This is a genomic window from Arthrobacter alkaliphilus (genome assembly GCF_021483235.1).
Lineage (GTDB): Bacteria > Actinomycetota > Actinomycetes > Actinomycetales > Micrococcaceae > Arthrobacter > Arthrobacter alkaliphilus.
In genome coordinates this window covers 1-21616 of record NZ_JAKEEC010000030.1, presented here as the reverse complement: position 1 = coordinate 21616, position 21616 = coordinate 1, and the positions used below count along the sequence as shown (strand labels likewise).

The window sequence follows — 21616 nt, the reverse complement described above, 5'->3', positions numbered from 1 at the left end:
ATAAGTCCCCCCGTTCTCCTGCCCACCATGTCAGACACCTTCCCGTCATCCTCGTCTTTCGACGGCCCGCCACACCACTCTGCGGGACGCTATCACGGTCCTGCCGTGGTGGTTCTTCGGCGGACTAACAGTTATAGCGAATAGGCGGGGAGGCTGACCATCAGTGAGGGTTCAGCCGCTCGTGGTGGGCGTTGACCTATGTGCTGCACGGGCTAGACAGCGCAGCTCGTCCGGGAGCCTCCCCAGCTCGGCAAAGGTCGCCGCAGCTTCATGAAACAGGGCGTTGGCCTGATCATCGTGGCCCTCTGCGAGACGAAGCAGTCCACGTGTTTCCCAGACGGCTGCGTGCCATGGTCCGCCTGGCCACATGCCGGCCAGTTGCTCGGCTTTGGCGAGCCTGCAGCTGGCGGCGTCTTCTCGTCCTGCCGTTGCGTAGCTCATTGCTGCGGCGACCTGGAAGCCTATGGAACATGGCGGGCAGGCGCCACTTTCGGTCATCGCCGAATCGGCTCGCTCGATGATCCGGACCGCGTGGCCTGGGGAGACGGCTGCGTCTACGAGCAGACCGTACAAGCGCGGTACGAGGTGGGGCTCGAGCCATGTGGAGGAGGCGGCAATCAGGGCGCGGGTCGCTTCCCGTGCGCCGATCCAGCCGATGAGTATCCCCATGACCTGTTCCAGCGGACGCAGGGTCCCGGCCGGGCGCAGGCCCAAGGGTGTGGACAGCGGTCCGGTTACCAGCAGGGGCACGGCGTTGGGGTGCCGCAGGCAAACCCGGCGCAGCGCGTGGGCAATCCGGCGCAGCTGCTCCTGCCAGTTCGTATCGTCGGGAAACACTTCCAGCTCGTCGAGCATCAGTTCGGCGACGCCGGCCAAAAGTTCGTTCCGGTTGGCGGCGTGCCGGTAGATGGACATCGGGTCGCGGCCCAGGGCTTGCCCGAGGCGCCGCATGCTCAGGGCGTCCAGACCGTGCTCATCACAGTTCCAACGCCGCGGCCCTGTCCGGTTGTGCCTGCACGTTTCACCATTTGTTGATACCTTCCGGGCGCCGTTTGGGGGAGTGTCCGGCGAAATCCATTGCGTTCTGTCGCCTGTAGGGCTGGACTCCACGTTCCGGCGACTGGGAAGCTTCTTGCTGCCCTGCATGCGTGGTGCACGCGGGTGTGGAACGTCTAGAAGCGTCCGTGCGTCGAGGCTACGGGGCAGTCGAAGCCGCGGCCGGCTGCCAGGCCCACGTCATTGAGGTATCGGACCACGATGCTGTAGGACTCCACCAGGGTTGTTTCGGTGTAGGGGATGGAGTGCTTGGCGCAGAATTCGCGGACGATCGCTGCTGCTTTGTGGAGCTGGGGCCGCGCCATGTCCGGGAACAGGTGGTGCTCCACCTGACGGTTGAGTCCGCCGAGAAGGAAGTCCATGAAGCGGCCGCCGGTAATGTTGCGCGAGGTCAGGATTTGCCGGTTGAGGAAGTCTGCCCGGCTGTCTTTCGGAAGGACGGGCATGCCCTTGTGGTTCGGCGCGAAGGAGGCCCCCATGTAGAAGCCGTAGACCATGATCTGGACGCCGAGGAAGGCAAAGGCCAATCCGATGGGCAGGAAAGTGAAGGCCAGGACGGGAAGGGCGCTAAGCCTCGCTACGAGGATAGGCGCCTCTACCGAGCGGTGGCGAACGTTCGGATTGCCGAAGACAAAGCGCAAGGAGTCGAACTGGAGGCTCAGTCCAAGCAGTGTGAGGAGGGGGAAGAAGAACCAGCCCTGTTTCTTCGTCAGGAACGCCAGACGGCCCTTTCGTTCGGCTGCGGCATCTTCGTGGAAGACCAGGGCGTTGTTTTGGAGGTCAGGGTCTTTGGAGATGACATTGGGGTGGTTGTGGTGTGCGCCGTGCTTCTGTTCCCACCACGAGTAGCTGATGCCGGCCACTCCAGTGGCGAGGATTCGGGCTGACCAGTCGTTTGCGCGGCGTGAGGCGAAGATCTGCTTGTGTCCGGCCTCATGGGCCAGGAAACTCAGTTGCGTGCAGAGGATGCCGACGGCGGCCGCGATTAGGAGCTGGTACCAGGACTCGCCGATCAAGGCGAACCCGAGCCATGTTCCGGCCATGAGAAGGATCAGGGCCACAAAAACCCAGATGTAGAAGCCGCTGCGACGCTCGAGGAGGCCTGCGGATTTCACGCTTTTCAAAAGCTCTGAGTAGCTCTGGACAACGCGGTTTGGCTGAATTACGCGTGCTTTGGAGCGCTCAGCGGTGGACGTGGGTGCCATGATTGTGCCCCGTATCGCTAACGGGCAACGCTGCAGCCGACGTTCGGACTGCACGGTCTGGATCACCCTCCACCCAGCATACGCGCAAGGCCCTACAAATGCGTCCTCGGAATGCCGGCAGTTGGCCCGCCGGCCGTGTGAAGCAATCGTGGACGGAACTGCAGCCCCAGGACTCTCCGGCCCCGAACGCTAGGGCGAAGAATCCAGCTTTGACCGCATAGCTGTCAAAGCAAGTCATGCAGTCAAGAACCGCACCAAGAAGCAACGGGATGCCTGTATGTGTGGGCCGGGACGCTGACCCCTGCGAACAGCTGCGCGCCGAACTCGAGGCCGATCTGGTTTATGGTCTTTGTCGACGAGTACCGCGGCACACACTCGGTTCGATGCCGTGCCTGTCTGAGAGCCTGCGGCACGAGACCGGCGCGCCTCCGGACAAGAAAGTCCCGCCGGATTGGGGGCGAACCAGGGGACAGGCCCACTGTACCAACCTGCCGTGGATAATTCAGCACAGCTGTGTATCCGCTTCGTTTCAAACAGGTGTTCGGGCGTCCCGTCTTGGCAGGGGATAGTGTCCACGGCGCGCCGTCTCATTGCTCCGGAAACCTGGCCCTTCTTTGACCTCGTCCACTAGGCTCCTACAGGCGTAAGTTCAGGGTTTCAGGTCTTCACAGTCTTCGCGCCCAGATCGGGGAGCGGTGTAATTTTGCGGTTTCTGATGCCCCAGTTAGGCTCTGAGGTCGTGAGCCAGCGTCGCCGTGTGAGCCTCGTCCTTCTGCTGAATGCCGCTATGATCGGCGCCCTTGTGATCGCCGGCTTCGCGTCGAACTCCCTTGGGTTGCTGTCAGAGGGCGGGGACTTCTTCGCCGATTCGGTTGCACTCGCTCTTGGGTTGCTGGCGATCTACCTCCGGGATCACCACCGCAACGAGAAAGCCACGACGTGGGTCGCGCTGGTGAATGGACTGTGGCTGTTGGCCCTATCCGTGTGGGTCGGAACCGAAGCCGTCTATCGCCTGATTTCGGGCACCCCGAGGTCCATGGCTGGCCGGTCCTGATCGCCTCCGCAATCGCGGCCGTCGTCATGCTCGTCGCTGCACTGATCCTGGGGGCAGACGCTGGCCGCGAAGACCTGCACATGCGCTCGATTCTCCTCGACACGGTCGCGGACGGCGCTGCCGCAGCTGTTGTGGCCGTCGTCGGAGCCGTCATCGCCATCACACAAGGTCTCTATTGGCTCGACTCTGCTGCAGCTTGTCTCGTCGCTGCACTCATCGCCGTCGCGGCAGTCCGGCTGTTGGTCGACGTCGTCCACGTCATTCGGACTGGGGTTGCCTACGTCCCCGCCAACGACGACGACTGACGTCGCGGAAATCTGTGTCGACAGGTGCCGAATGCCGTGAAGGCTAACCGAATGGAATGTTCGTAAGGGCTCACCCATATGGGCGTCCGCTTCGTGGCCGGCTGTTGGTTCAGGGCGTGCCGTCAAAGGGCTCCAGACCGCGTGGCCTTCTTTGACGTCTTTACCAATGCTCCTATAGGCGTCTAACTTGGCGTGGCTTTGCGCTAGTAGTGACAGGTTTGTCCTCCGTTGCAGCCCGGACGGGGTCGCTGGATTTTGCTTATAGGGCTAGCCTGTCAGTGTGTCGGCAAGTTCGTTCGCTTTTCGATAGATACCTGTTGGGTTAGGTAGCTGGTCTCCTTTTCACGGTGGGGCCAGAGTGGCTGCAGGAACTAGGAAGCGCCTTTAGGGTCTCGAAGGGCGAATGAACGGAATGAATATGGGGACTGGCCGTCACCCTGGTTCGACGTCGCCTTCCTTCGGGAGCGTGTACGTCGTGACTGGTGAAGATCTCGTCGGGCGGGGTTTGCGGGGGCTATTGGAGGCTAACGGGTTCGGAGTTTCTGGGGAGTCGCAGTCTGTTCGCCATGCGGAGCGGAGGAACCCTGCGCTGAGTCCGGATCTAGTAGTCATCGACGATGATCTGCCCGATGGCTCGGGGACCGAGCTTTGTCGAACTATCGCAGCTACTGATGCCACCATTCGATGTGTGCTGATGACGGGTGAAACTGATCAAGCGGCGCTTATTGGGGCTATCTTGGCCGGTGCGTGGGGTTGTTTTTCGCAACAGGATGACAATGAGGAGCAGCTCACGCTGGTCCGGCGGGCCATCCAGGGATACACCGCCTACAGCCGTCGCTTCGAAACCGGCATCCTGGCCCCGACCCAGGCCGACGGCACGAACGGGCCCGACGGCCACCGAGGTGGCGGTGCTCGTCTCCGGCGACCTTGAGCGCACAGGGGACCTTGCGCAGGAGGACCGTCGTAGTCGTGACCAAGACTAGGTCGCGAAAGTGACCGCGGCGCTGGTTATCTGCACCAGCGAGGCCGGCAGTGTGGCCGCCCCGTCCAAAGGAGTGCTGGTATTGGACGCCATGCGGCTTGCTGATGCCTGGTAGTTACCTGTTCCGGGCCTCACGTGTTAGACACTCGCCGGAGCGGCGGATGAAGTTTCAAAGCCCCGAAGCCCTGAGCCCCGGACCTGACGGCCGGTGAATCCCGGGGCGCAGACGGTGCGACCGGTGCCACACAACCAGCCGTTTGCTGGGACTTAGTGCCCGCGATGGTGAAGCTGGCGCAGATGACGGCGTCGTTAGTTCCCGTGGCACGGCGTCAGCGGTCTTTCCTCTGGAGCTGGGCGGCGAGACCTGAGAGCAGGATGGTGAGTCCCTGGTCGAGCTCAACGTCGCCCTCGTAGTTGGCCAGTACTGGGCCCAGGGCGCGGAGGTGCGGGAAGTCCTTTGCGGGGAGGCGGTGCAGTCCGAGGCGCAGGAGCGCTTCGTTTTCCTCCGGGTCAACGATGCATTCGCGGAGTTCGTTGAGGATGTGGCCGTAGAGGAAGCCGTAGTAGGCCCTATAGGCATGAAGGGCCTCGGTGGGCGAGAAGCCGGCACCTATCAACAGTCCCAGAATTTGTTCGAGGGGGCGCAGCGTGCCAAGTGGGCGCAGACCCAGCGGAGTGGACAGGGGCCTGGTGACCAGCAAGGCTACGACGTTGGGGTGCCGGAGGGCCAGGAGCCGGAGGTCGTGCGCCATCCCGCGCAGCTGGGCTTGCCAGTCCGGCTCTTCGGCAAACATCGTCAGTTCGTCCAGGACGACTTCGGTCACCCCGTCCAGCAGGGCTGCCCGGTTGGCCGCGTAGCGGTAGAGGCTCATCGGGTCCCGCCTGAGTTCCTGGCCAAGCCGGCGCATGGTGAGGCCGTCCAAACCTTCAGCGTCCACGATTTCGAGAGCCGTGGAAAGCACGGCGTCCTTGTTCAGGGGCACTTTCCTGGAGCTTCGGCTGTTGAAGGGGTCTGGGGAAGTGGCCATGTAAGAGTCGTCCTGTTCATTGCGTCAGGGAGGCAGCCCGTATGGAAGCTTACTGACGTTCTTACCTACCCGTAAAGTCTACGTCGTAGAGAAGTTGTCAACATGGTTTCAGCCGAGGGATCAGAGTTGCGTGGCCGTTCAGGCTGCTCACGCAAGCCTTTAGGAGAATCCGATGGCTACTCATACCGTGAACGACGACACCGGCCCCCGCGTCCATGGCCTATACACCAGCTGGTGCCCGGTGTCCGGCCAGGAACGGGTCTGCTGCACGGATAGGTGAGAGTGGTTAGTCACGCGGCCTGTGTGGCCTGCGTGTTCATGATGGACTCGTATTCGATGGGGGTCAAACGGCCGAGTGTGANAGTGGTTAGTCACGCGGCCTGTGTGGCCTGCGTGTTCATGATGGACTCGTATTCGATGGGGGTCAAACGGCCGAGTGTGACTTGGCGTCTGCGGCGGTGGTAGGTGCGTTCGATCCAGGCCACGATCGCGATCCTTAAATCCTCCCGGGTAACCCAGGAACGCCGGTCCAGGACGTTCTTTTGCAGGAGGGCAAAGAATGATTCCATCGCCGCATTGTCCCCGCATGCCCGGACCCTGCCCATCGACCCGGTCATGCCATGACGATTCAGGGCATGGACGAGTTTCCTGCTCCGAAATTGGGCGTATTCAACCGGTCGAAGCAACACCCGATTACGGAGGTGTTGGATGTCGGTTCGCAATCGGCAGAAGCAAGTACGGGCGTATCGAGGGCAGATCCCTTCACCGGGTCGGCCGTCGGTGGCCTGGAGCGAGGACCGAGTACGGTTCTGGGTCGCGATCGCCTCCGGTGCGAAGACCCGGGACTCCGGCGTCGCGGCCGGCGTGTCAGAGCCCGTCGCGCATCGCTGGTTCCTGCACGCTGGCGGTGTGAATCCTCAGCTGGCCCCGACACTGTCCGGACGGTATCTGTCCTCGAGCGACCGTGAGGACATCGCGTTGTGGCGTGCGCAAGACTGTGGGGTGCGAGAGATCGCTCGCCGACTGGGCCGAAGCCCGTCTACGATCTCGCGCGAGCTGCGTCGGAACGCGTCGACGAGAACGTATCGCTTGGACTACAAGGCGTCTACAGCGCAGTGGCATGCCGAACGACGAGCCCGCCGTCCCAAGACCGCGAAGCTGATCACGAACGATGGCCTCCGCGACTACGTCAATGACAAGCTCAGCGGACACGTCAGATCGGGCGGAGGAGAACGTTTGGGCCCGGTCGGCCCGATCTGGGACGGGAAGAACAAACCGCATAAGGAGGACCGCGAATGGGTGAGGGCGTGGAGCCCTCAGCAGATCGCGAAACGCCTGCCGGTCGAGTTCCCGGATGATCCAACGATGCGGATCTCGCACGAAGCGATCTACCAAGCCCTTTACGTTCCGAGCCGAGGCGGACTCGCAAGGCAGCAGGCGTGGCATCTGCGCCGAGGGCGCACGAAACGTATGCCACGCGCGCGAACACGTCAGCAAGCCTGGGCGCATGTCACCGACGCCACAACCTTGAAGAAGAGACCCTCCGAAGCCGACGAGCGGAAAGTCGCAGGCCACTGGGAAGGAGATCTCATCATTGGTCTCAACCGGTCAGCGATCGCGACTCTGATCGACCGCACGACGCGTTTCGCCATGCTCGTTCATCTGCCCCGGCAGAAGGGTTACGGACTGGTCAAGCCGACAAAGAATGGGCCAGCATTAGCTGGCTACGGCGCGGTCACGATGAAGAACGCACTCGTCCGGACCTTCGAGCCGCTCCCAGCGGACCTGCGACGCTCCCTGACGTGGGACCGGGGAAAGGAGATGTCCGCGCACGCCCTTCTGACGCAGGAAATCGGGCTGCCGGTCTATTTTGCCGACGCGAAGAGCCCGTGGCAGCGCGGGAGCAACGAACATCTCAACGGGCTACTTCGGCAATACTTCCCGAAAGGCACCGACATCTCTCGCTGGAGCACCCCAGAGATCCAAGCTGTCGCCGACATCATCAACAACCGGCCGCGCGGCATCCTAGGATGGCGCATTCCAGCGGAAGCCTTCGCGGACCAGCTAAGCTCAGTCCCAATAGCAACTGTTGCTTCGACCGGTTGAATACGCCTTGAGATCCGCGATCGGTATGCAGAATGCAGCCGGCCACCTCACCGCGTCGGGCGACCGCACTGTTCAGTGCTGCCAGGGCCAGGCGGGATTTCATCCGTGAGTCGATCGAGTAGCCGACGATCCTGTTGGAGTAATCATCCTTGACCGCGCACAGGTAGAGCTTGCCTTCGGCGGTGGCGTGCTCGGTGATGTCCCAGAGCCACAACCGGTTCGGAGCATCGGCGGTGAACTCGTGCCGGGTCCGGCCATTGCTGTCGATCACGGCACAGGTCATCGTGGACCGGTGGGCCGGCCTTCTTGGTCTTGCCACGCTTCTTCCCGAAGACTGACCACCAGCCGTTGTCCGTGCAGATCCGCCAGGCGGTCCGATCAGACATTGCCCCGCCCGAGGTGCGGGCTCCATCGACCAGGAACCGGTACCCAAACTCGGGGTCCGCAGGCACAGCACGTCGCGTGGAGCGCTATGCGCGAGCGGCTCAGCACAGGGAAATTCCTCCATATGAAGAAGTCTCCGGCAGCGGCCGATTCCATCCCTTGCCAGCTACCCGGCTCTGGTCTGAGACATCGGCCCCTGCCAGCTACCCGGGGCCCCATGCTGCCCGCCGGACGGATCGTCCGGAAGATAGTGCTGGCTGTGGCGGAATCAGTGGGGGTAAATATCCAGCAGATAGCCCCCTTGTTAGCGGAAGGTGCGGCAGGTGAAGGGTCTTGTGCTCGTCGTGCCTGCTGATTACGACTTGCGCGCAGACTTGATGAATGAAGGGGTCCATAATGCTCTTACCATGTGCGTACCTCTCCCCCTCATCCGCGAGACGACGGTCTGCACGGTGTCCTCATCGCTGACCCAGCAGACCGGTCCGGCAACGTCAGCTTCTGAACCACCCAGGCTTTTTAGGTACAGCATGAACTGTTCGGAGCTGGACTGGTTGGAGTTCATGCACCCCCTGAGGGTGGTTGCGCGGCGTGTGCCGACACAGCCAACACTAGGCCTCGCCGACCTGGTTGCACTTGGAATACCCCAAAAATCATTCCTGCGGCTTTTTGTTCGTCCCGCCGATGGGCTGAAGCAGTCGTAGAGCGGCGCGGGGGCGCATAGTTGGACTAATGGGACCTTTTGATAACCGCAGTTTTTGCACGCGTGGTGACTCGTTCAGCATTGGGGACTCACGGGAACATGCCGAACGGGCGCTACTGGCCTTCGATGCAACCGACGTCCGTTCCAGCCAACGAGGCAACCTCAGCGCCATCGCCTTCAAGGCCTGCGGAAAGCAGTTTCGCATCGTCATCTCTTTACCGGATCCGCACGGCGGGGCCGCTGGTGTCGGCGGTGACGCCGGGGAGGTCCACGGCCCGGAGATTGAAATAAGAGTCAGGGAGCTCAGCGCCCGCAGGTTTTGGCATTCTTTCGCTTTGTCGATAGACGCAAACTATCGACTTGGCTGAGGTGGCCTTGTCTCCTGAGCTGGGGGTGCTGCGAGGGCCTTCTTGTCGGCGCGTTTTTCCTTGATGGCCTTGGTGGATTTCTTGGATGCTGTTTGGCGGGGGATTTGCCAGTCATGATTGCTCCTGTCGCGGAACCGAAGGGTTCCTGACGTTGACCGATACAGGTCGCGGCCTACCTCAGCCTCGGAGCCCTCGAGCGTCCTCGAAGGCGTGCAGACCGTGGGCGGCCGCTGCGGCACGCTGGGCAGAGGCTACGTCCTGGCATCCGGAAATTTCCGGGGTGCTGGCTGGCTCGTTGAGTAGATGTCAAGGGCGCGAGGATCAGAGAACCGCCAAGGCACTTTTCACGCTTTCCACCAGAACGTGGGTGTCGGCGGGAAGATGTCTAACCTCGCCGTCAATCTGGCAAGGAACAGCGTCACGCGTGCTGAATGCGTAGCTGCTGACGCTTGGCTGATTCCCGAGTCCCAACGTCACGGCCCGAAGAGTCATCAGGGCCATCTTCCAGCGCCCGGAGTGGGGGAGCGTCACAACCTCGAAACGGCCGTCATCGGGGGCCGCCGACTCGCTGACCGTCCCATACTTGGCCATCCGCGAAATATTGGCCAGGATCAGGCTGTCGAAGCGGGCGATGGCCCCGTCTGCCCGGACGATCTCGAACGGGCTCAAGTGGGAGAGCGTGCGGGCGACGGACAGGAGTTCGAGGATTTTGCCCTTCCCTCCGTTCTCGATTCCGATCGCCATCAGGGGCGTAAGTCCGAAACCGATGTAGGAGTGGGCGTAGTGAACCTGTACCTGCTGCTCCTCTCCAAACGTTATGCGCAAAAGGTCGATGTGCCGGACCGGCTGGTCCCGGACAGCATCGGGCAACGGTCTTGCGGGCTTGCTGCGGTGGTGGTCGTTGGCGTTACCTGCCGCGACGACGGTGCACACCGCTTTGCTGCCCGGGACGTCCATTACCCCGTTGATAACCTCGTTGTACCCGCCGTCGCCGCTGACGGAAACGATGAGCGGGGATCCTGTGGCCGCGACGGTCCGTGCAAGGTCCCGTGCGTGCCCGGCGAATTCGGTCGGCTGTAAATCAACCTGCAGCTCGAGTGTGTCGGCGGAGAGTTCCCGTCGCAGTTCGTTAATCTTGGCGGTCATACCAGGCTTGCAGGGATTGAAGACCAGCACAATCCGGTCAAAACGTGCTTCAGGCGCCCCGTTAGGGCCATTCGCTGTCATGGGCGTTTCGGCCCTGTCATTCCCTCAGGTCGTCCGCTACGCGGCGAAGGTCCTGAACCCAGCCGGTTGAATGGCGCGGTGCTCCTGAACTGGCTTCGAAGTTGCCAAGAGCTTCCGCTATGCGCTCCAGTGCTTCCGAGATATTGAGCTTGACCGCCGCGTAGCCTTCCTCTGAGCGGGGGTCAGAAGACGCCGCCGACAGCTGCTCAGCTCCGGACCTAATGATCAATGAAGCCTCATACTCGTTCACACCTGCACCTCGCAGCTTCGTTGGATGGGCCGTGCGGCAACTCTACGAGCACAACAATACATCCGTGGTATCCCGACTCGGTCGCGTGAAGGTAGAAGCAGCTGATAGTTGCTACGGGGAAATCGAAAACATGACTAGCGGCAAAAGGTTCGAAGCCAGGCGCAGCAGCTGCCATCAGGAAGATGAGGATGTTTCGGGCTTCCTATCTGGGCTTCCCGAAGAGCAGGGGCGGTGGGGGCCATGCCCTTATGAGTGACCAACACAGCAAGGACCAGCAGGGCCAAACCCCGCATCACCACGGGCAGTCGACGACAAGTACGGAGCCGATGCGTACCATCGGGCAACGTCGGCGGAAATCGGAAGAGAAGCTGGGCGCTCACCTTCGTGAAGCGCGTCAGAAGAATAAACAGCATCAAGCCGCTGAATCAGAAGGAGCCGTCAGCAATGTCCGGGCTGAGGAATAGACGCCGATAAGCTTGCCGCCATCCAAAATGATGACCAGACCCGGCGGTCGGCGATAAGGAACAGGCTCCAATGGGCCCGAAATCGCTAAGATCCTCCGCAGCGAAAGTCCGACGAAGTTGGAGGTCAACCACCGAACCGCGGTGCGCCGGCTCAGAGACAAATTCCTTTCCCTTGGTCGCTTTGCACAGATGCCCGACCGGTAATGGACTGTCAACACGCCGAAGCCATTGACGAACTCTACGATCTTGCGGTAACCGGCTCCTTGAGCGACGAGTTCCTTGTTTACGAGGGGTAGGTGTGGTTGTTGATTCAGTTGTCGAAACGCGAGCAGTTGAGGATCATGGGAGACTGTCACAACGGCAGCAGGCTGCTGTGAGATCAAGGTGGGTATTGGTGATGTAGTCAGTCAGACAGTGCGCGGGATAGTCTCAGCGAATGTCAATGTCAGGCGCCGGAAGCGGCAGCCAACCCGAACCTCCGGAAACTCCGAAGACTGACGAGGCCAGCGGGGCGGAAGCCGCCTCGGACGTGGCGAACGAATACGGGCCCCGGTCTGGACCGACTTATGGGATGCAATGAGCGCACACGGACGAAAATCGTGAACGGCTATGAGGGGTTCAGATCCGGAAACCCTGGAGGCAGACATGATGGTCTTGTTCATCCTGTGCTGTAACCTTCGGGACTGGATCATGACCGATGACACGGTTCCCTTCGACAATGACCTGAAGGCCATCGAGACTAGCGTGCCCTGCATGCGCCGGTGCCGGGCGGTGGCGACTACCGGCAACCAACGCACCTCGGCAAGGGTTCAGGTCGCGGTGATCCATGACAACTCCAGGGCCAAGTATCCGCTTAAGCGAGGACCCGACCGATAGGGTCGATGCGTTGGAACTGGCGGACGAGTGCCTGCAGTGGTGGCGCACTTACCTCACAGCACATGGACTTGCAACACGCTGAGGGCATTGCGGGAACTGTGGGCAAGGCGTAACTGAGCGGTCTCGATCCGATTCAGATCGATCCTGCCCCCGTAACTGGTTATCTCCTTGGCTCATCTATCTCGCATTTCCTTTGGCAACAGAGCACGGTTTAGTCAAGGGCGGCCGCCGATAAGGAATAGCCTTCATAGACCCCGGGGGCACAGCAAGCCCCTGATCGGCTGCGTAGCCCTCTTGAACGGGCGTAGCCAGGGTCTGGCCGGAGCTTGACAGGGGCAAAATTGATTTTTGGGTTTTCACCTTTCGTGGCCGACGAGGGCGTACAGTTAGAAGATCGGGACGCTGTGACTGGACATCCGGCCTCCCGAGCAACGAAACCAACTCCGAGTCAGCCACCGGCACACCGGCGACTGGGGGATCCCGTCACTGCAGTGAACACGTGGTGATGAGTTGGGACAACGAGGGCGGGCCTGACCGTTCTGTTCCGCAGGTCGGACCCTCCGGCTTATGCCCTCCTCTTATATGGGGCCCGGTTTCGGGTTCCTTGAACCCCAGTCACAGTCGATCCGCCCGTCTCTGCGGTTCTCACAGTGCATCTTCAAGAAATGTTGGCGCAATGCCATGACCACCACCCAAGAACAGCCTGTCCATGTTGAGGGGCGCCTTGCGCTCAGCGGCGTTCTCGCCTCGGCCCTGCCTCACGACCTCGGCACGGCCAGAGGCGCCTCCCGGTACACCGTCCCTGCGGTTTTCTCCCGCAGGCCCCAGCCCCGGGAACTCGATTTGTTGCATGACAAGAGCGTCACCCGGCGCTTGGCGGAGGAAGGATACAGCGGCGTCGAACTGCGAGTCTCTGACCGCCGCCTCCTGATCACCAACACCAATTTGCAGGAACTTAAGTCAGGACTTGCCCACCTTGTCGGTACGATCCTGAGCGACATTTCCGTGCAGGCCGAAGCCGAGCGCGTCCACAGGTCTGAAGAACTGGCGGCCTTGGGGCTGCTTGAGGAACAACGACTCGAAGCTATCCGTCAATCGGCGGCCGAAGTCCATTTCGACTAACACCCGTACCAAGGACCGGGGAGACGACAGTAGGAACCCTTGTGTTGTCTTCCGGGCCGGAGTGGACCAGCGGGGCCGCTGACGATAGTGATCAGCGTGCTTCCTCGGCACATACTTGGAGGGACGAGGAGGCACCATCGCCACAGGGCAACCATCAGGCCCGTTACGCGGCCAAATTCTGGAAGCTCCGGACGCATGCGCGCGCCTACTTGCAGTCCCACACGAACCCAAAACCGCAAAGGAAACAATGACTTCCATGCACCTTGAGAAGCACTGGCACCGGCTGTCCCCGGCCAGCAAGCAGTGGCTTATCGACCATCCTGGTTGTGTGATTCTGCCCCGGACCATCTCGGCAGAAATAAATGCCGAATCCGGCGAAGGCGCTGATTCAGATAGTCACGGCGAAACTGTCCTGTCACAGGAAAACATCGATTTCATCCGATCCAAAACACGCCAGAAGGAGCCGTCTCCGGCACAGCCGACCTACCGGTTCTTCGACTCTGTACAGCCCTAAACCCCAGGCCCCGCGCAACCGGCCGCCAAACCCCGGGCCGGTGTGTTGACGACGCTTTAGAAGTGCACCAGTTTCGACGGTGAAGAAGTGTACCACTTCCTACGCTTTGGGAGTGATGACTGTGCATGATTGGCTGAGATCCGGAGACTTGCCCTCGTCGAGAAACCATCGTCGCGGCAGATTGCTTTGCGGCTTGGTTGTACCCGAAGAACGGTCCAACGGGCCCTGGCTGCGGCCGTTCCGCCGCAATTCCGTTCGCCCCGGCGTGCATCGGTCTTTGATGACTTCGAGCCGCGGGTCAGGGAGCTGTTGGCTCCGTATCCGCGGATGCTGGCGTCCGTGATCGCGGAGCGGGTCCATTGGGATGGTGGTGAGTCTTGGTTCGGGGAAGGGCCGCCGCGATCCGGCCGGAATACAAACCCGTGGATCCGGTGGACCGGACCTCGTATGCGCCCGGTGAGATCATCCAGTGTGACCTGTGGTTCCCGCCGAAGATCCCCCCGGTCGGGCCGGAGGTTCTATCGGCGCCGCCGGTGCTGACGATGGTTTGCGGGTACTCGCGCTGGATCATGGCCATGGCGATACCGACCCGCACCACGGAGGACCTGACCGCTGGCATGTTGAGGCTGCTGAAGGGTCTGGGCGGGGCGCCGAAGACCCTTGTCTGGGACAACGAGGCCGGCATCGGACGGCGCAACGCCTTGACTCGCCCGACCCACACGCTGGCAGGGACTTTGGGGACCAGGATCTGGCAGACCAAGCCCTATGATCCGGAGACCAAGGGAATGGTCGAACGGGCCAAGCGGTACCTGAAGGAATCCTTCCTGCCCGGGCGTGCGTTTAGCTCAGGGCAGGACTTCAACGCCCAGCTGGCGGACTGGCTGCCGATCGCCAACGAGCGGGTCGTCCGTGCCACCGGTGCCAGGCCGTGCGAGCTGCTGGACAAAGATCTGGCACGGATGCGCCCGATCCCAGCGCTGCACCCGCATTTCGGGTTCCAGACCCGGATCCGTCTGGGCCGGGACTACTACGTCAGGGTGCTGAGCAACGACTATTCCGTGGATCCGTCCGCGATCGGCCGCCTCATCGATATTCGGGCCGACCTGGCCACAGTGACCGCGCATCTGGGCCCGAGGCTGCTGGCCTCGCATGAGCGTTCCTGGGGCCAGCGCGGCACCATCACCGATCCGGAACACCTTCACATCGCCGGGACTCTGCGCGCACAACTGGGCGAACGTCCCAGATCACGGAACACCGCCTCCGAGGTCATCGTGCCGATGAGAAACCTGGCCGACTACGACACGCTCTTCAATATCGATCTGGCCCAACCCACCGAGCAAGGACACCGGTACTGACAAATGACACCACCACAAGAAACGGTCATGACCCCCACGGGACCTGAAATCACCCATCTGGCCATTCCCCTGGGCGTCAAGGCTGCCCAGGCCGGGCATTCGGTGCTCTTTGACTCAGCTACAAACTGGGTCCGCCGGCTCGCCGCTGCCCACGAGAGCGGAACACCTCCGCAGGAACTGAAACGGCTCCGCCGTTACAGGCTCCTCATACTGGACGAGCTCGGGTACCTGCCTTTCGACCCTGACTCGGCAAACTTGTTCTTCCAGCTCATCAGCGCCCGCTACGAACAGCGAGCCCTGATCCTGGCCAGCAACCTGCCCTTCGCACGCTGGGGCGAAGCCCTCTCGGACGACGTCGTCGCAGCCGCGACCATCGACAGGATCGTTCATCACGCCGACGTCATCGCCCTTGACGGCAAGTCCTTCCGAACCCGGAACATCAATCAGAACCGCTAAACTAACGACCACCCACTGGTGCACTTCTTCACCGTCGAAACTGGTGCACTTCTGGACCGTCGTCAACATGGGGTTTGATGGGATTCGCCCACGTCCCGAGCTATGCCTGGGTGTATCCGGGACGAGGCATGAAGAACGAGTGGCTATCCGGTCCAACTTTTGCGTGTTTCGCCTTGTCAGGGCGTTTCCACATCAGGTTTGGCGCGGGAGTATGCCGATGCATTTGAAAGCGTAGACATGCTGATCGAGGTTGCTGCAATATCTTCGGCCTGATCGCCTCTTACGGCGAACCGAAACGACTTCGGCGCACCCGTGACATCAGTCGTCAAGATGCGATCCGCTATGGGCAACCTATCAGGCGAATTATTGCGAGCGGGCTTGCTGTGACGACGACGGCTCGTATTTGGGCGTACGACGCCGGTGATCGCCTTCAAGCCCGGGTCACCGTCGCCCTGCCTGAGCCGGGGCTGATCGCGCCGCTGAACGATGCCCCGACGGGAGTCACCACTCTTGTACCGTGGGGATCGCGATTCAGGTCTGAAGGAAGAGGACCATTTCGACGTCCTTTTCAACCATGTGCCTCCGGACGGGGTCGGTCTCCTGCTAGTCAGCCTCCGCAAGGCGATCCACACTCTCAAGAACGGTACGGAGCGTCCCTTTGTCGAAGTCCGGCTCAATGGCGCACCCATCGGTGAGCTTAGCAACGTCACCTCCGCACATCTGTTGCCGCTTCTGGAACACGCCGAGACCGTCGGGGAAACCGCCCTCGCGTACGCTAGAGTCACCGGTTCCGCCCTCGCCGCCCAGCTCGTTCTGCACGCCGCGAAGGCCACCGAGATCAGCAACGACTGGCTATCCGCCGGGCCGCACCCCGCACCAACGCTTCTCCCATGGACCACCGCATATGACGTTCCGCCCGCTTACAACCCATAGGAGACACTCCGGGCAGGGATGCCCCGGGCTTGCAGTGGCGTGTCGTTGTCGTGAAATCAGCGAGCCGGGGCGATCCGGTCGCCCGAATATCCCCTCTGAGGGTAAGGAATGGATCATGCAGACATGCAGATCCGGCCGGGGCACCGTGATCCCTGAACCGGGCGCCATATTCTCGGTCAAGATCAGGGTGTCCTGTTTCCAGGCGGTGCGAAAGCCGAATGCCGGCAGGATCCTGCCGGGGATCTGGTCCCTGTCCTCATGAAGCAGATGAGGCTCCGATACGCCGGGGTATGGCGATTGTGCGGCGCCTCTCTTGCGCCCGGCACCGAGGCGGTCTACGAAACCGAAACGAAGACGGTCCGTTGCTTGACTTGTGTCTCCGAGGTGATGTCACCGGCTCCCGAACCACTAGGCGAGGATTCATCGCCGGCGGAGTCCGGAATTGCCGGGGCGTCGGCGCGACGTGAGTACGAGCGCCGCAAGGCCAAGGATGAGGAGAAACTCCGCGGGAAATGGGGTCGGTTGGGCGGCCTTGCCGTTGCGCTCAGTGACGAGCGGCAAAGCACCAAAGCGTGGGAGCGGGGTGCGGTCGGAGAGGAACGTCTCGGGGCCAGGCTTGACTCCGCGGCCCACGGTCGTCTCGCGGTTCTTCATGACCGCCGGATCCCTGGTTCGAAGGCGAATATCGACCATATCGCCATAACCCGCAAGGGGATCTGGGTGATCGACACGAAGCGGTACCCGGGCCGACCCGAGCTGAAGATCGAGGGCAGTATCTTGCGGCCACGCGTCGAGAAGCTCCTCGTGGGCGGGCGCGACTGTACGAAGCTGGTCGATGGCGTGCTCAAACAGGTCGGGCTCGTACGCGACGTCGTCGGGGATTGGCCGGTCACCGGGGCGCTGTGCTTCGTCGAAGCTGACTGGCCCCTGACCGGGGGCTCGTTCGCGACTCGGAGTATTCACGTCCTTTGGCCGAAACGACTAGCCAAAATACTTGCAGAGGAAACAGAGGGCGACGTTGATGTCGCCGCTATCCGCGAAAAGGTAGCCGCACGGTTCAGATCGTCGTGAAGTAACGGGATCACGGTCGTCGCCTGACTGGGGAAACCCACGCTGACATTCTGGTGTGGAGTGCGGCTGGCGCCGCGTTCAGAACCACGGTCCTGCTCGGTTCTTCGTGGCTCCAGCGTCTCCTTTCGCTTATTGCGCCTGTTCTGTTTATTTCGTTTGAAGAGTAGGGTAAATATATACAGACAAGGAGAGGATGCGACGATGGCGACTCAAACACCAACCCCGGCCTACCCTCACGGGAATGATTCTGAACTGGCGCGGGAGGCGTTGAAGACGCTGCGTCGTGCGGTTGAGGCGCACTCGGATCCGCAACAGCCGGTGGAAATGAAGGTGACCGACGGGGGAGAGCTGGAGATGCCGCGGGCTGCGGCGGATCTGATGATAAGAATTCTTGGGAAGATGGCAGCGGGCCAAGGGGTCACGGTGGTTCCGATGAATGCCGAACTGACCACGCAGCAGGCAGCGGACATTCTGAATGTATCGCGCCCGCACCTGGTGGGGCTCCTTGAGGCCCGTGAAATCCAGTATCGAAGAGTCGGTACCCACCGGCGGGTCCTCGCCGAATCGCTCTACGCTTACAAGCGCCGCACGTCCGTGGCTCAGAAGGACGCCGCTGATGAGCTCTCGGCACTGGGTCAGGACATGGGGCTTATCTAGGGTGGTTTTTACTGTCATTTACGATGCCAACGTCTTGTATCCAAGCATGCTCCGTGACCTGCTGATCCGGGTTGCTCAGGCCGGGTTGGTTCGGGCCCGGTGGACCGAAGCCATCCTCGATGAGACCTTCCGGAATCTCAAGCAGAACCGGCCGGACCTGGACCCGGCGAAGCTTGCCCGGACCCGGGAGCTGATGTGCGCTGCGGTGCCGGATTGCATCGTCGATGACTACCAGCCTCTGGAACAGGTCTTCATGGGCCTCCCGGACCCGGGGGATGCCCATGTGATGGCTGCGGCGTTGAAGGTGCAAGCGCAAGTAATCGTGACGAACAATCTGAAGCATTTTCCGGCGGAAGTGCTTGGTCGTTGGGGTGTTGAGGCCAAACATCCCGATGATTTCCTCATGGACCAGTTCTACTTGGACGCGGTGGAACTCCACGTTGTCGTGCGCAACATGTCCGAGGCCTACCGGAATCCACCGCTGGGCGTTGACGATGTCCTGGATCGTCTCGAGTCCGAGGGAATGCCTCAAATCGCGTCAGCCCTTCGCAGGTAAGACGCACACCATTCTCGTCCAGCGCCCCGACCAGCGTTTCCTCGTGGAGGTGACTCGGTCATGGACGGCCGCAGTCGTTTCCGGACCGGGCCAAGGTAAGGGCCACCAACTGCATGGACGTTGCGTGACTCTCTCCGCTAGTGGGCTGTGACCAGGCTGGCCACCGGACATGCAGTGGTTCGTTCATGGAACCATGAATGCTCGAAGGAGGTGACCACTGATGAGATGTGAGCGGGCCGTTGCACCTGCCGGGCTACGTGGGATTCGCGCGGGACTGAATGCTGGGACCTGCGTGATGGACTGCTTGGGGCTCACCGGCTGGATGCGTGGGGGTGAAAAAGAGTGTGTGCACAATGTGCACACCCTTGCCGTCGGACTCGGCCGTACCGGTGCCGGATCGGGCCGTACTCGGCATGTTTTCAGGAGTTCCCTGTGTTTCCGGGGTCTGGAACCCGGTTCGAGTCCCACCTTGGGCACGTTTTCCCATGTCAGAGGCCCTTTTTGGGTCTCTGGCTCGGGATAAATTGTATTTTTTCTAGCTCCCGCTGGGGGCGTTCTACCTGTCTCCGGCTCCCTCCTTGCTCTGTTGGGGATCTGGTTGTGTTGGCTCCTGGTCTTTCATGGCGGCAGACAGCTCGGGCGACATGACTTGTGAGCCCCGTCGGCTGCATCAGTCGTTCACGGTTCATGGCTGGCGGGTGCCCGCTGATGGATTGGCTCTGGCAACCGGGCCGTGGGTTTTGTCAGCCTGGCCTCCTCCAGTGCAGGACCCGCCTGGCAGCGCTCGTAAGCATCGATCCTTTACCCCACTGGGCTCGTTCTGTCCTAGTACGAGTGTCTGGGCGTCTCTCCGGACCCCTGTCTCATGGAGTTAGGCATTTGAACCGGCCAGACGTGCGCCGGGCTAGGCCTGCCTTGGCAGCACGTGATGGCCTAGAGTGCCCACATGCAACTGAGGGACATATCGGCTGGATTAGGAATAAGTAATGCTTTCGATAGGAGTCGTGGCCCGCGAGCAATGGTCCCAACAGCCCATTCGACCGACCGCCGGATCCTACTGGCTTCGATGCAACCGGATCATCCTTACCGTGCAGAACGCCGGCTCGGGTACACCACCTGGCCGTCAGGTCAGGAAATTGAAATCTCTAAGGGCAAACGCTCCAGATAAATGGCCGTGGTTCTTCAGGTGTCTCGCTCTCACCCGGGAGGGCTGCCCGTTAGCCGGTCGGCTACCGGACTTTTTGTAGCTCACGATCGACCAGTCCTTTGTGGTCAGCCTTGACTGCAAGTTTCGGCTGAGGGGTGGCCAGCGGATCGTGTCCGTAGCGGACTTTCTGCCGCGGAGCCAGTCAATAAGGAACCCAATGCCCAGCACCAAATAGGTGGTGCCTGCGGTTACAAGATGGGCGAACCCGTGACCGGCGTAGGCATAGCGAACGATTCCTGTGGCGGGATCGCGGTGGATGGTCACGGCTGGAGGATCCGGAATGAAAGTTCTGGGAGGGCACTGGGTCCGCCCAGTCTCGTCGATGTACGGTTAGCCTTGAGCCCCGATAGGGATGAGCTTGTAGCGGTCCACGGTTGTCCCGTCTCCCAGTTGCCCTGCGTAGTTGTATCCCCAGGCCCATGCGGTTCCGTCTTGTTTGATCAGGTAGCTGCTGGCGTAGCCGCCCGCGCTGATCGACACAGCGCCGGTCAGGCTTGGGATTGGGCCCGGCAGCAGGCGGGTCGGTGAGGTGGGGGGGTCGAACAGCGCCCCGTAGGCGTTTGCGCCCCAACCCCAAACTGACCTGTCACTCCTTATGGCGAAGACGTCTCCATAGCTTCCTGGGGCGATTGACGTGACCTGGGAGAGGCCCGGGAGTTGGACGGGCAGGGCCCGGTTAGTGGTTGTCCCGTCTCCTAGTCGTCCGACACTGTTATCCCCCCAGGCCCACACGGTGCCGTCCTGCCTGATAGCGAACGCTGACCCGGTGCCGGCGGCGATCGATGTTACTCCGGTCAGTCCTTGGACCTGGGCGGGGGTTCCGTTATAAGAGCCGCCTGAGGCGGTGCCGTTGCCCAGTTGGCCTGCGTAATTGGTGCCCCAGGCCCACACGGTTCCGTCGTTCTTGAGGGCGTAGCCGTTCATGTAGGCTCCGACCGCCAAGGCTTTGACGTTAGTAAGGGACAGTGTAACGGGCTGGTGCCGGTCAACGGTGGTGCCGTCGCCGAGTTCCCCAAACCCGTTTTTGCCCCAGGCCCACACAGAGCCGTCTGCTCCCTGTGCCAAGGCGTTTGCGGAGCCCGCGTAGATCGCTTTGATACGGGGAAGTCCTAGGACTTTGACCGGGGTGAGCCTCGGGGTCGTGGTCCCATCGCCGATTTCCCCGAAAGTGTTGGATCCCCAGGCCCAAAGCGATCCATCCGATTCCAACGCATAAGTGTCGGATCCCGTTGCAGCTACTTGCGTCACGTTGGCCAACCCGGGGACCGGTGCCGGCAGCGTGTGACTGGTTGTCGTCCCATCGCCGAGGGCGCCGCCGTTATTGTTTCCCCAGGACCAGACGGTCCCGTCGTTCTTGAGGGCATAAGCGTTGCCATACCCGCCGACAACAGCGGCAATGTTGGTAAGCGCGTTCGCATTCGGCGGGGGGGCCACGGTGACGGCGAGTCCTGTAGCCGCGGCCGTTCTTGCGTTGTCCGTTGTTGTGATGGTGAGGTTGCTGGTGCCTGCGTTTGTAGGCACTCCGGTGATGGTTCCGTTGGTTGGTTCGAGGGTGAGGCCTGGGGGGAGTGTGCCTGTGGTGATGGCCCAGGTGTAGGGGCCGGTGCCGCCTGTTGCGGTGAGGGTTGCCCGGTATGCGATGCCCGTGGTCGCGGTGGGGAGGCTGGTTGTGGTGATGGTGAGTGGGCCGGTGGTGGTGGGAGGCGGTGGGGGCGGGGTGTCGTAGGTGGCGATGCGTTT

At 61.7% G+C, this 21616-nt stretch carries 15 protein-coding genes and 5 pseudogenes; 12 read left to right on the top strand and 8 right to left on the bottom strand.

Annotated features, from left to right (window positions below):
- Window positions 1-171: 171 nt before the first annotated feature.
- Window positions 172-951, bottom strand: a complete 780-nt coding sequence (locus L0B83_RS19925) for a TetR/AcrR family transcriptional regulator (RefSeq protein WP_308194012.1) — start codon at window positions 949-951, stop codon at window positions 172-174.
- 221 nt (window positions 952-1172) lie between these two features.
- Window positions 1173-2261, bottom strand: coding sequence for a fatty acid desaturase family protein (locus L0B83_RS17065; protein WP_234759748.1), 1089 nt, complete (start codon window positions 2259-2261; stop codon window positions 1173-1175).
- A gap of 715 nt (window positions 2262-2976) precedes the next feature.
- Between L0B83_RS17065 and L0B83_RS20040 the strand changes: the two are divergent.
- Window positions 2977-3620, top strand: a pseudogene (locus L0B83_RS20040) (cation diffusion facilitator family transporter).
- A gap of 403 nt (window positions 3621-4023) precedes the next feature.
- Window positions 4024-4551 (top strand): response regulator, encoded by a 528-nt coding sequence (locus L0B83_RS20035; protein ID WP_372461211.1) that lies wholly within the window; start codon window positions 4024-4026, stop codon window positions 4549-4551.
- A gap of 380 nt (window positions 4552-4931) precedes the next feature.
- Here the strand turns inward: L0B83_RS20035 and L0B83_RS17050 are convergent, their stop codons facing one another.
- Both L0B83_RS17050 and L0B83_RS17045 read right to left on the bottom strand, forming a co-directional pair.
- A complete protein-coding gene (locus tag L0B83_RS17050) occupies window positions 4932-5630 on the bottom strand; it encodes a TetR/AcrR family transcriptional regulator C-terminal domain-containing protein (protein WP_234759745.1) in 699 nt (232 codons plus the stop codon).
- A 371-nt stretch (window positions 5631-6001) separates the two neighbouring features.
- Window positions 6002-6295 (bottom strand): annotated as a pseudogene (locus tag L0B83_RS17045) (integrase core domain-containing protein); the annotation flags it as partial.
- 43 nt (window positions 6296-6338) lie between these two features.
- Here L0B83_RS17045 and L0B83_RS17040 point away from each other — a divergent pair.
- Entirely contained in the window at window positions 6339-7736 is a 1398-nt protein-coding gene (locus L0B83_RS17040; RefSeq protein WP_234759744.1) for an IS30 family transposase, read from the top strand.
- Between the two features lie 7 nt (window positions 7737-7743).
- Here the strand turns inward: L0B83_RS17040 and L0B83_RS17035 are convergent.
- Window positions 7744-8179: pseudogene (locus tag L0B83_RS17035) on the bottom strand (transposase); the annotation flags it as partial.
- Window positions 8180-8849: 670 nt separating this feature from the next.
- On the opposite strand from L0B83_RS17035, the gene L0B83_RS17030 reads away from it, so the two are divergent.
- Window positions 8850-9188, top strand: coding sequence for a hypothetical protein (locus L0B83_RS17030; RefSeq protein ID WP_234759743.1), 339 nt, complete (start codon window positions 8850-8852; stop codon window positions 9186-9188).
- A gap of 321 nt (window positions 9189-9509) precedes the next feature.
- Here the strand turns inward: L0B83_RS17030 and L0B83_RS17025 are convergent, their stop codons facing one another.
- Complete coding sequence (locus L0B83_RS17025) at window positions 9510-10415, bottom strand: diacylglycerol/lipid kinase family protein (protein WP_234759742.1); 906 nt, start codon at window positions 10413-10415, stop codon at window positions 9510-9512.
- Window positions 10416-10431: 16 nt separating this feature from the next.
- The gene (locus tag L0B83_RS17020) at window positions 10432-10665 is read right to left on the bottom strand and encodes a hypothetical protein (RefSeq protein WP_234759741.1); all 234 of its coding nucleotides are present in this window, start codon (window positions 10663-10665) and stop codon (window positions 10432-10434) included.
- Window positions 10666-12686: 2021 nt separating this feature from the next.
- On the opposite strand from L0B83_RS17020, the gene L0B83_RS17015 reads away from it, so the two are divergent.
- The 8 genes and pseudogenes from L0B83_RS17015 (at window position 12687) to L0B83_RS16980 (ending at window position 18669) form a co-directional block, all read left to right on the top strand.
- Window positions 12687-13127 (top strand): hypothetical protein, encoded by a 441-nt coding sequence (locus tag L0B83_RS17015; protein WP_234759740.1) that lies wholly within the window; start codon window positions 12687-12689, stop codon window positions 13125-13127.
- A 247-nt stretch (window positions 13128-13374) separates the two neighbouring features.
- Window positions 13375-13641 carry a hypothetical protein gene (locus tag L0B83_RS17010; RefSeq protein WP_234759739.1) on the top strand — a complete coding sequence of 89 codons (267 nt, stop codon included), beginning with the start codon at window positions 13375-13377 and terminating at the stop codon, window positions 13639-13641.
- Between the two features lie 129 nt (window positions 13642-13770).
- Window positions 13771-14996: pseudogene (gene istA / locus L0B83_RS17005) on the top strand (IS21 family transposase).
- Window positions 14997-15035: 39 nt separating this feature from the next.
- A pseudogene (locus L0B83_RS17000) lies at window positions 15036-15452 on the top strand (ATP-binding protein); the annotation flags it as partial.
- A gap of 510 nt (window positions 15453-15962) precedes the next feature.
- Window positions 15963-16385: a hypothetical protein gene (locus L0B83_RS16995; RefSeq protein WP_234759738.1), complete on the top strand. Its 423-nt coding sequence runs from the start codon at window positions 15963-15965 to the stop codon at window positions 16383-16385.
- A gap of 267 nt (window positions 16386-16652) precedes the next feature.
- The gene (locus L0B83_RS16990) at window positions 16653-17456 is read left to right on the top strand and encodes a nuclease-related domain-containing protein (protein WP_372461212.1); all 804 of its coding nucleotides are present in this window, start codon (window positions 16653-16655) and stop codon (window positions 17454-17456) included.
- A gap of 201 nt (window positions 17457-17657) precedes the next feature.
- On the top strand, window positions 17658-18113 hold the full coding sequence (locus L0B83_RS16985; protein WP_234759736.1) for a helix-turn-helix domain-containing protein: 456 nt from the start codon (window positions 17658-17660) through the stop codon (window positions 18111-18113).
- Complete coding sequence (locus L0B83_RS16980; protein ID WP_268821049.1) at window positions 18073-18669, top strand: PIN domain-containing protein; 597 nt, start codon at window positions 18073-18075, stop codon at window positions 18667-18669. The genes L0B83_RS16985 and L0B83_RS16980 overlap by 41 nt, the downstream gene beginning before the upstream one ends.
- 1537 nt (window positions 18670-20206) lie before the next feature.
- Here L0B83_RS16980 and L0B83_RS16975 read toward each other — a convergent pair.
- Window positions 20207-21616: RCC1 domain-containing protein (locus L0B83_RS16975; protein ID WP_234759734.1), on the bottom strand; the 1410-nt coding region annotated here is incomplete at its 5' end.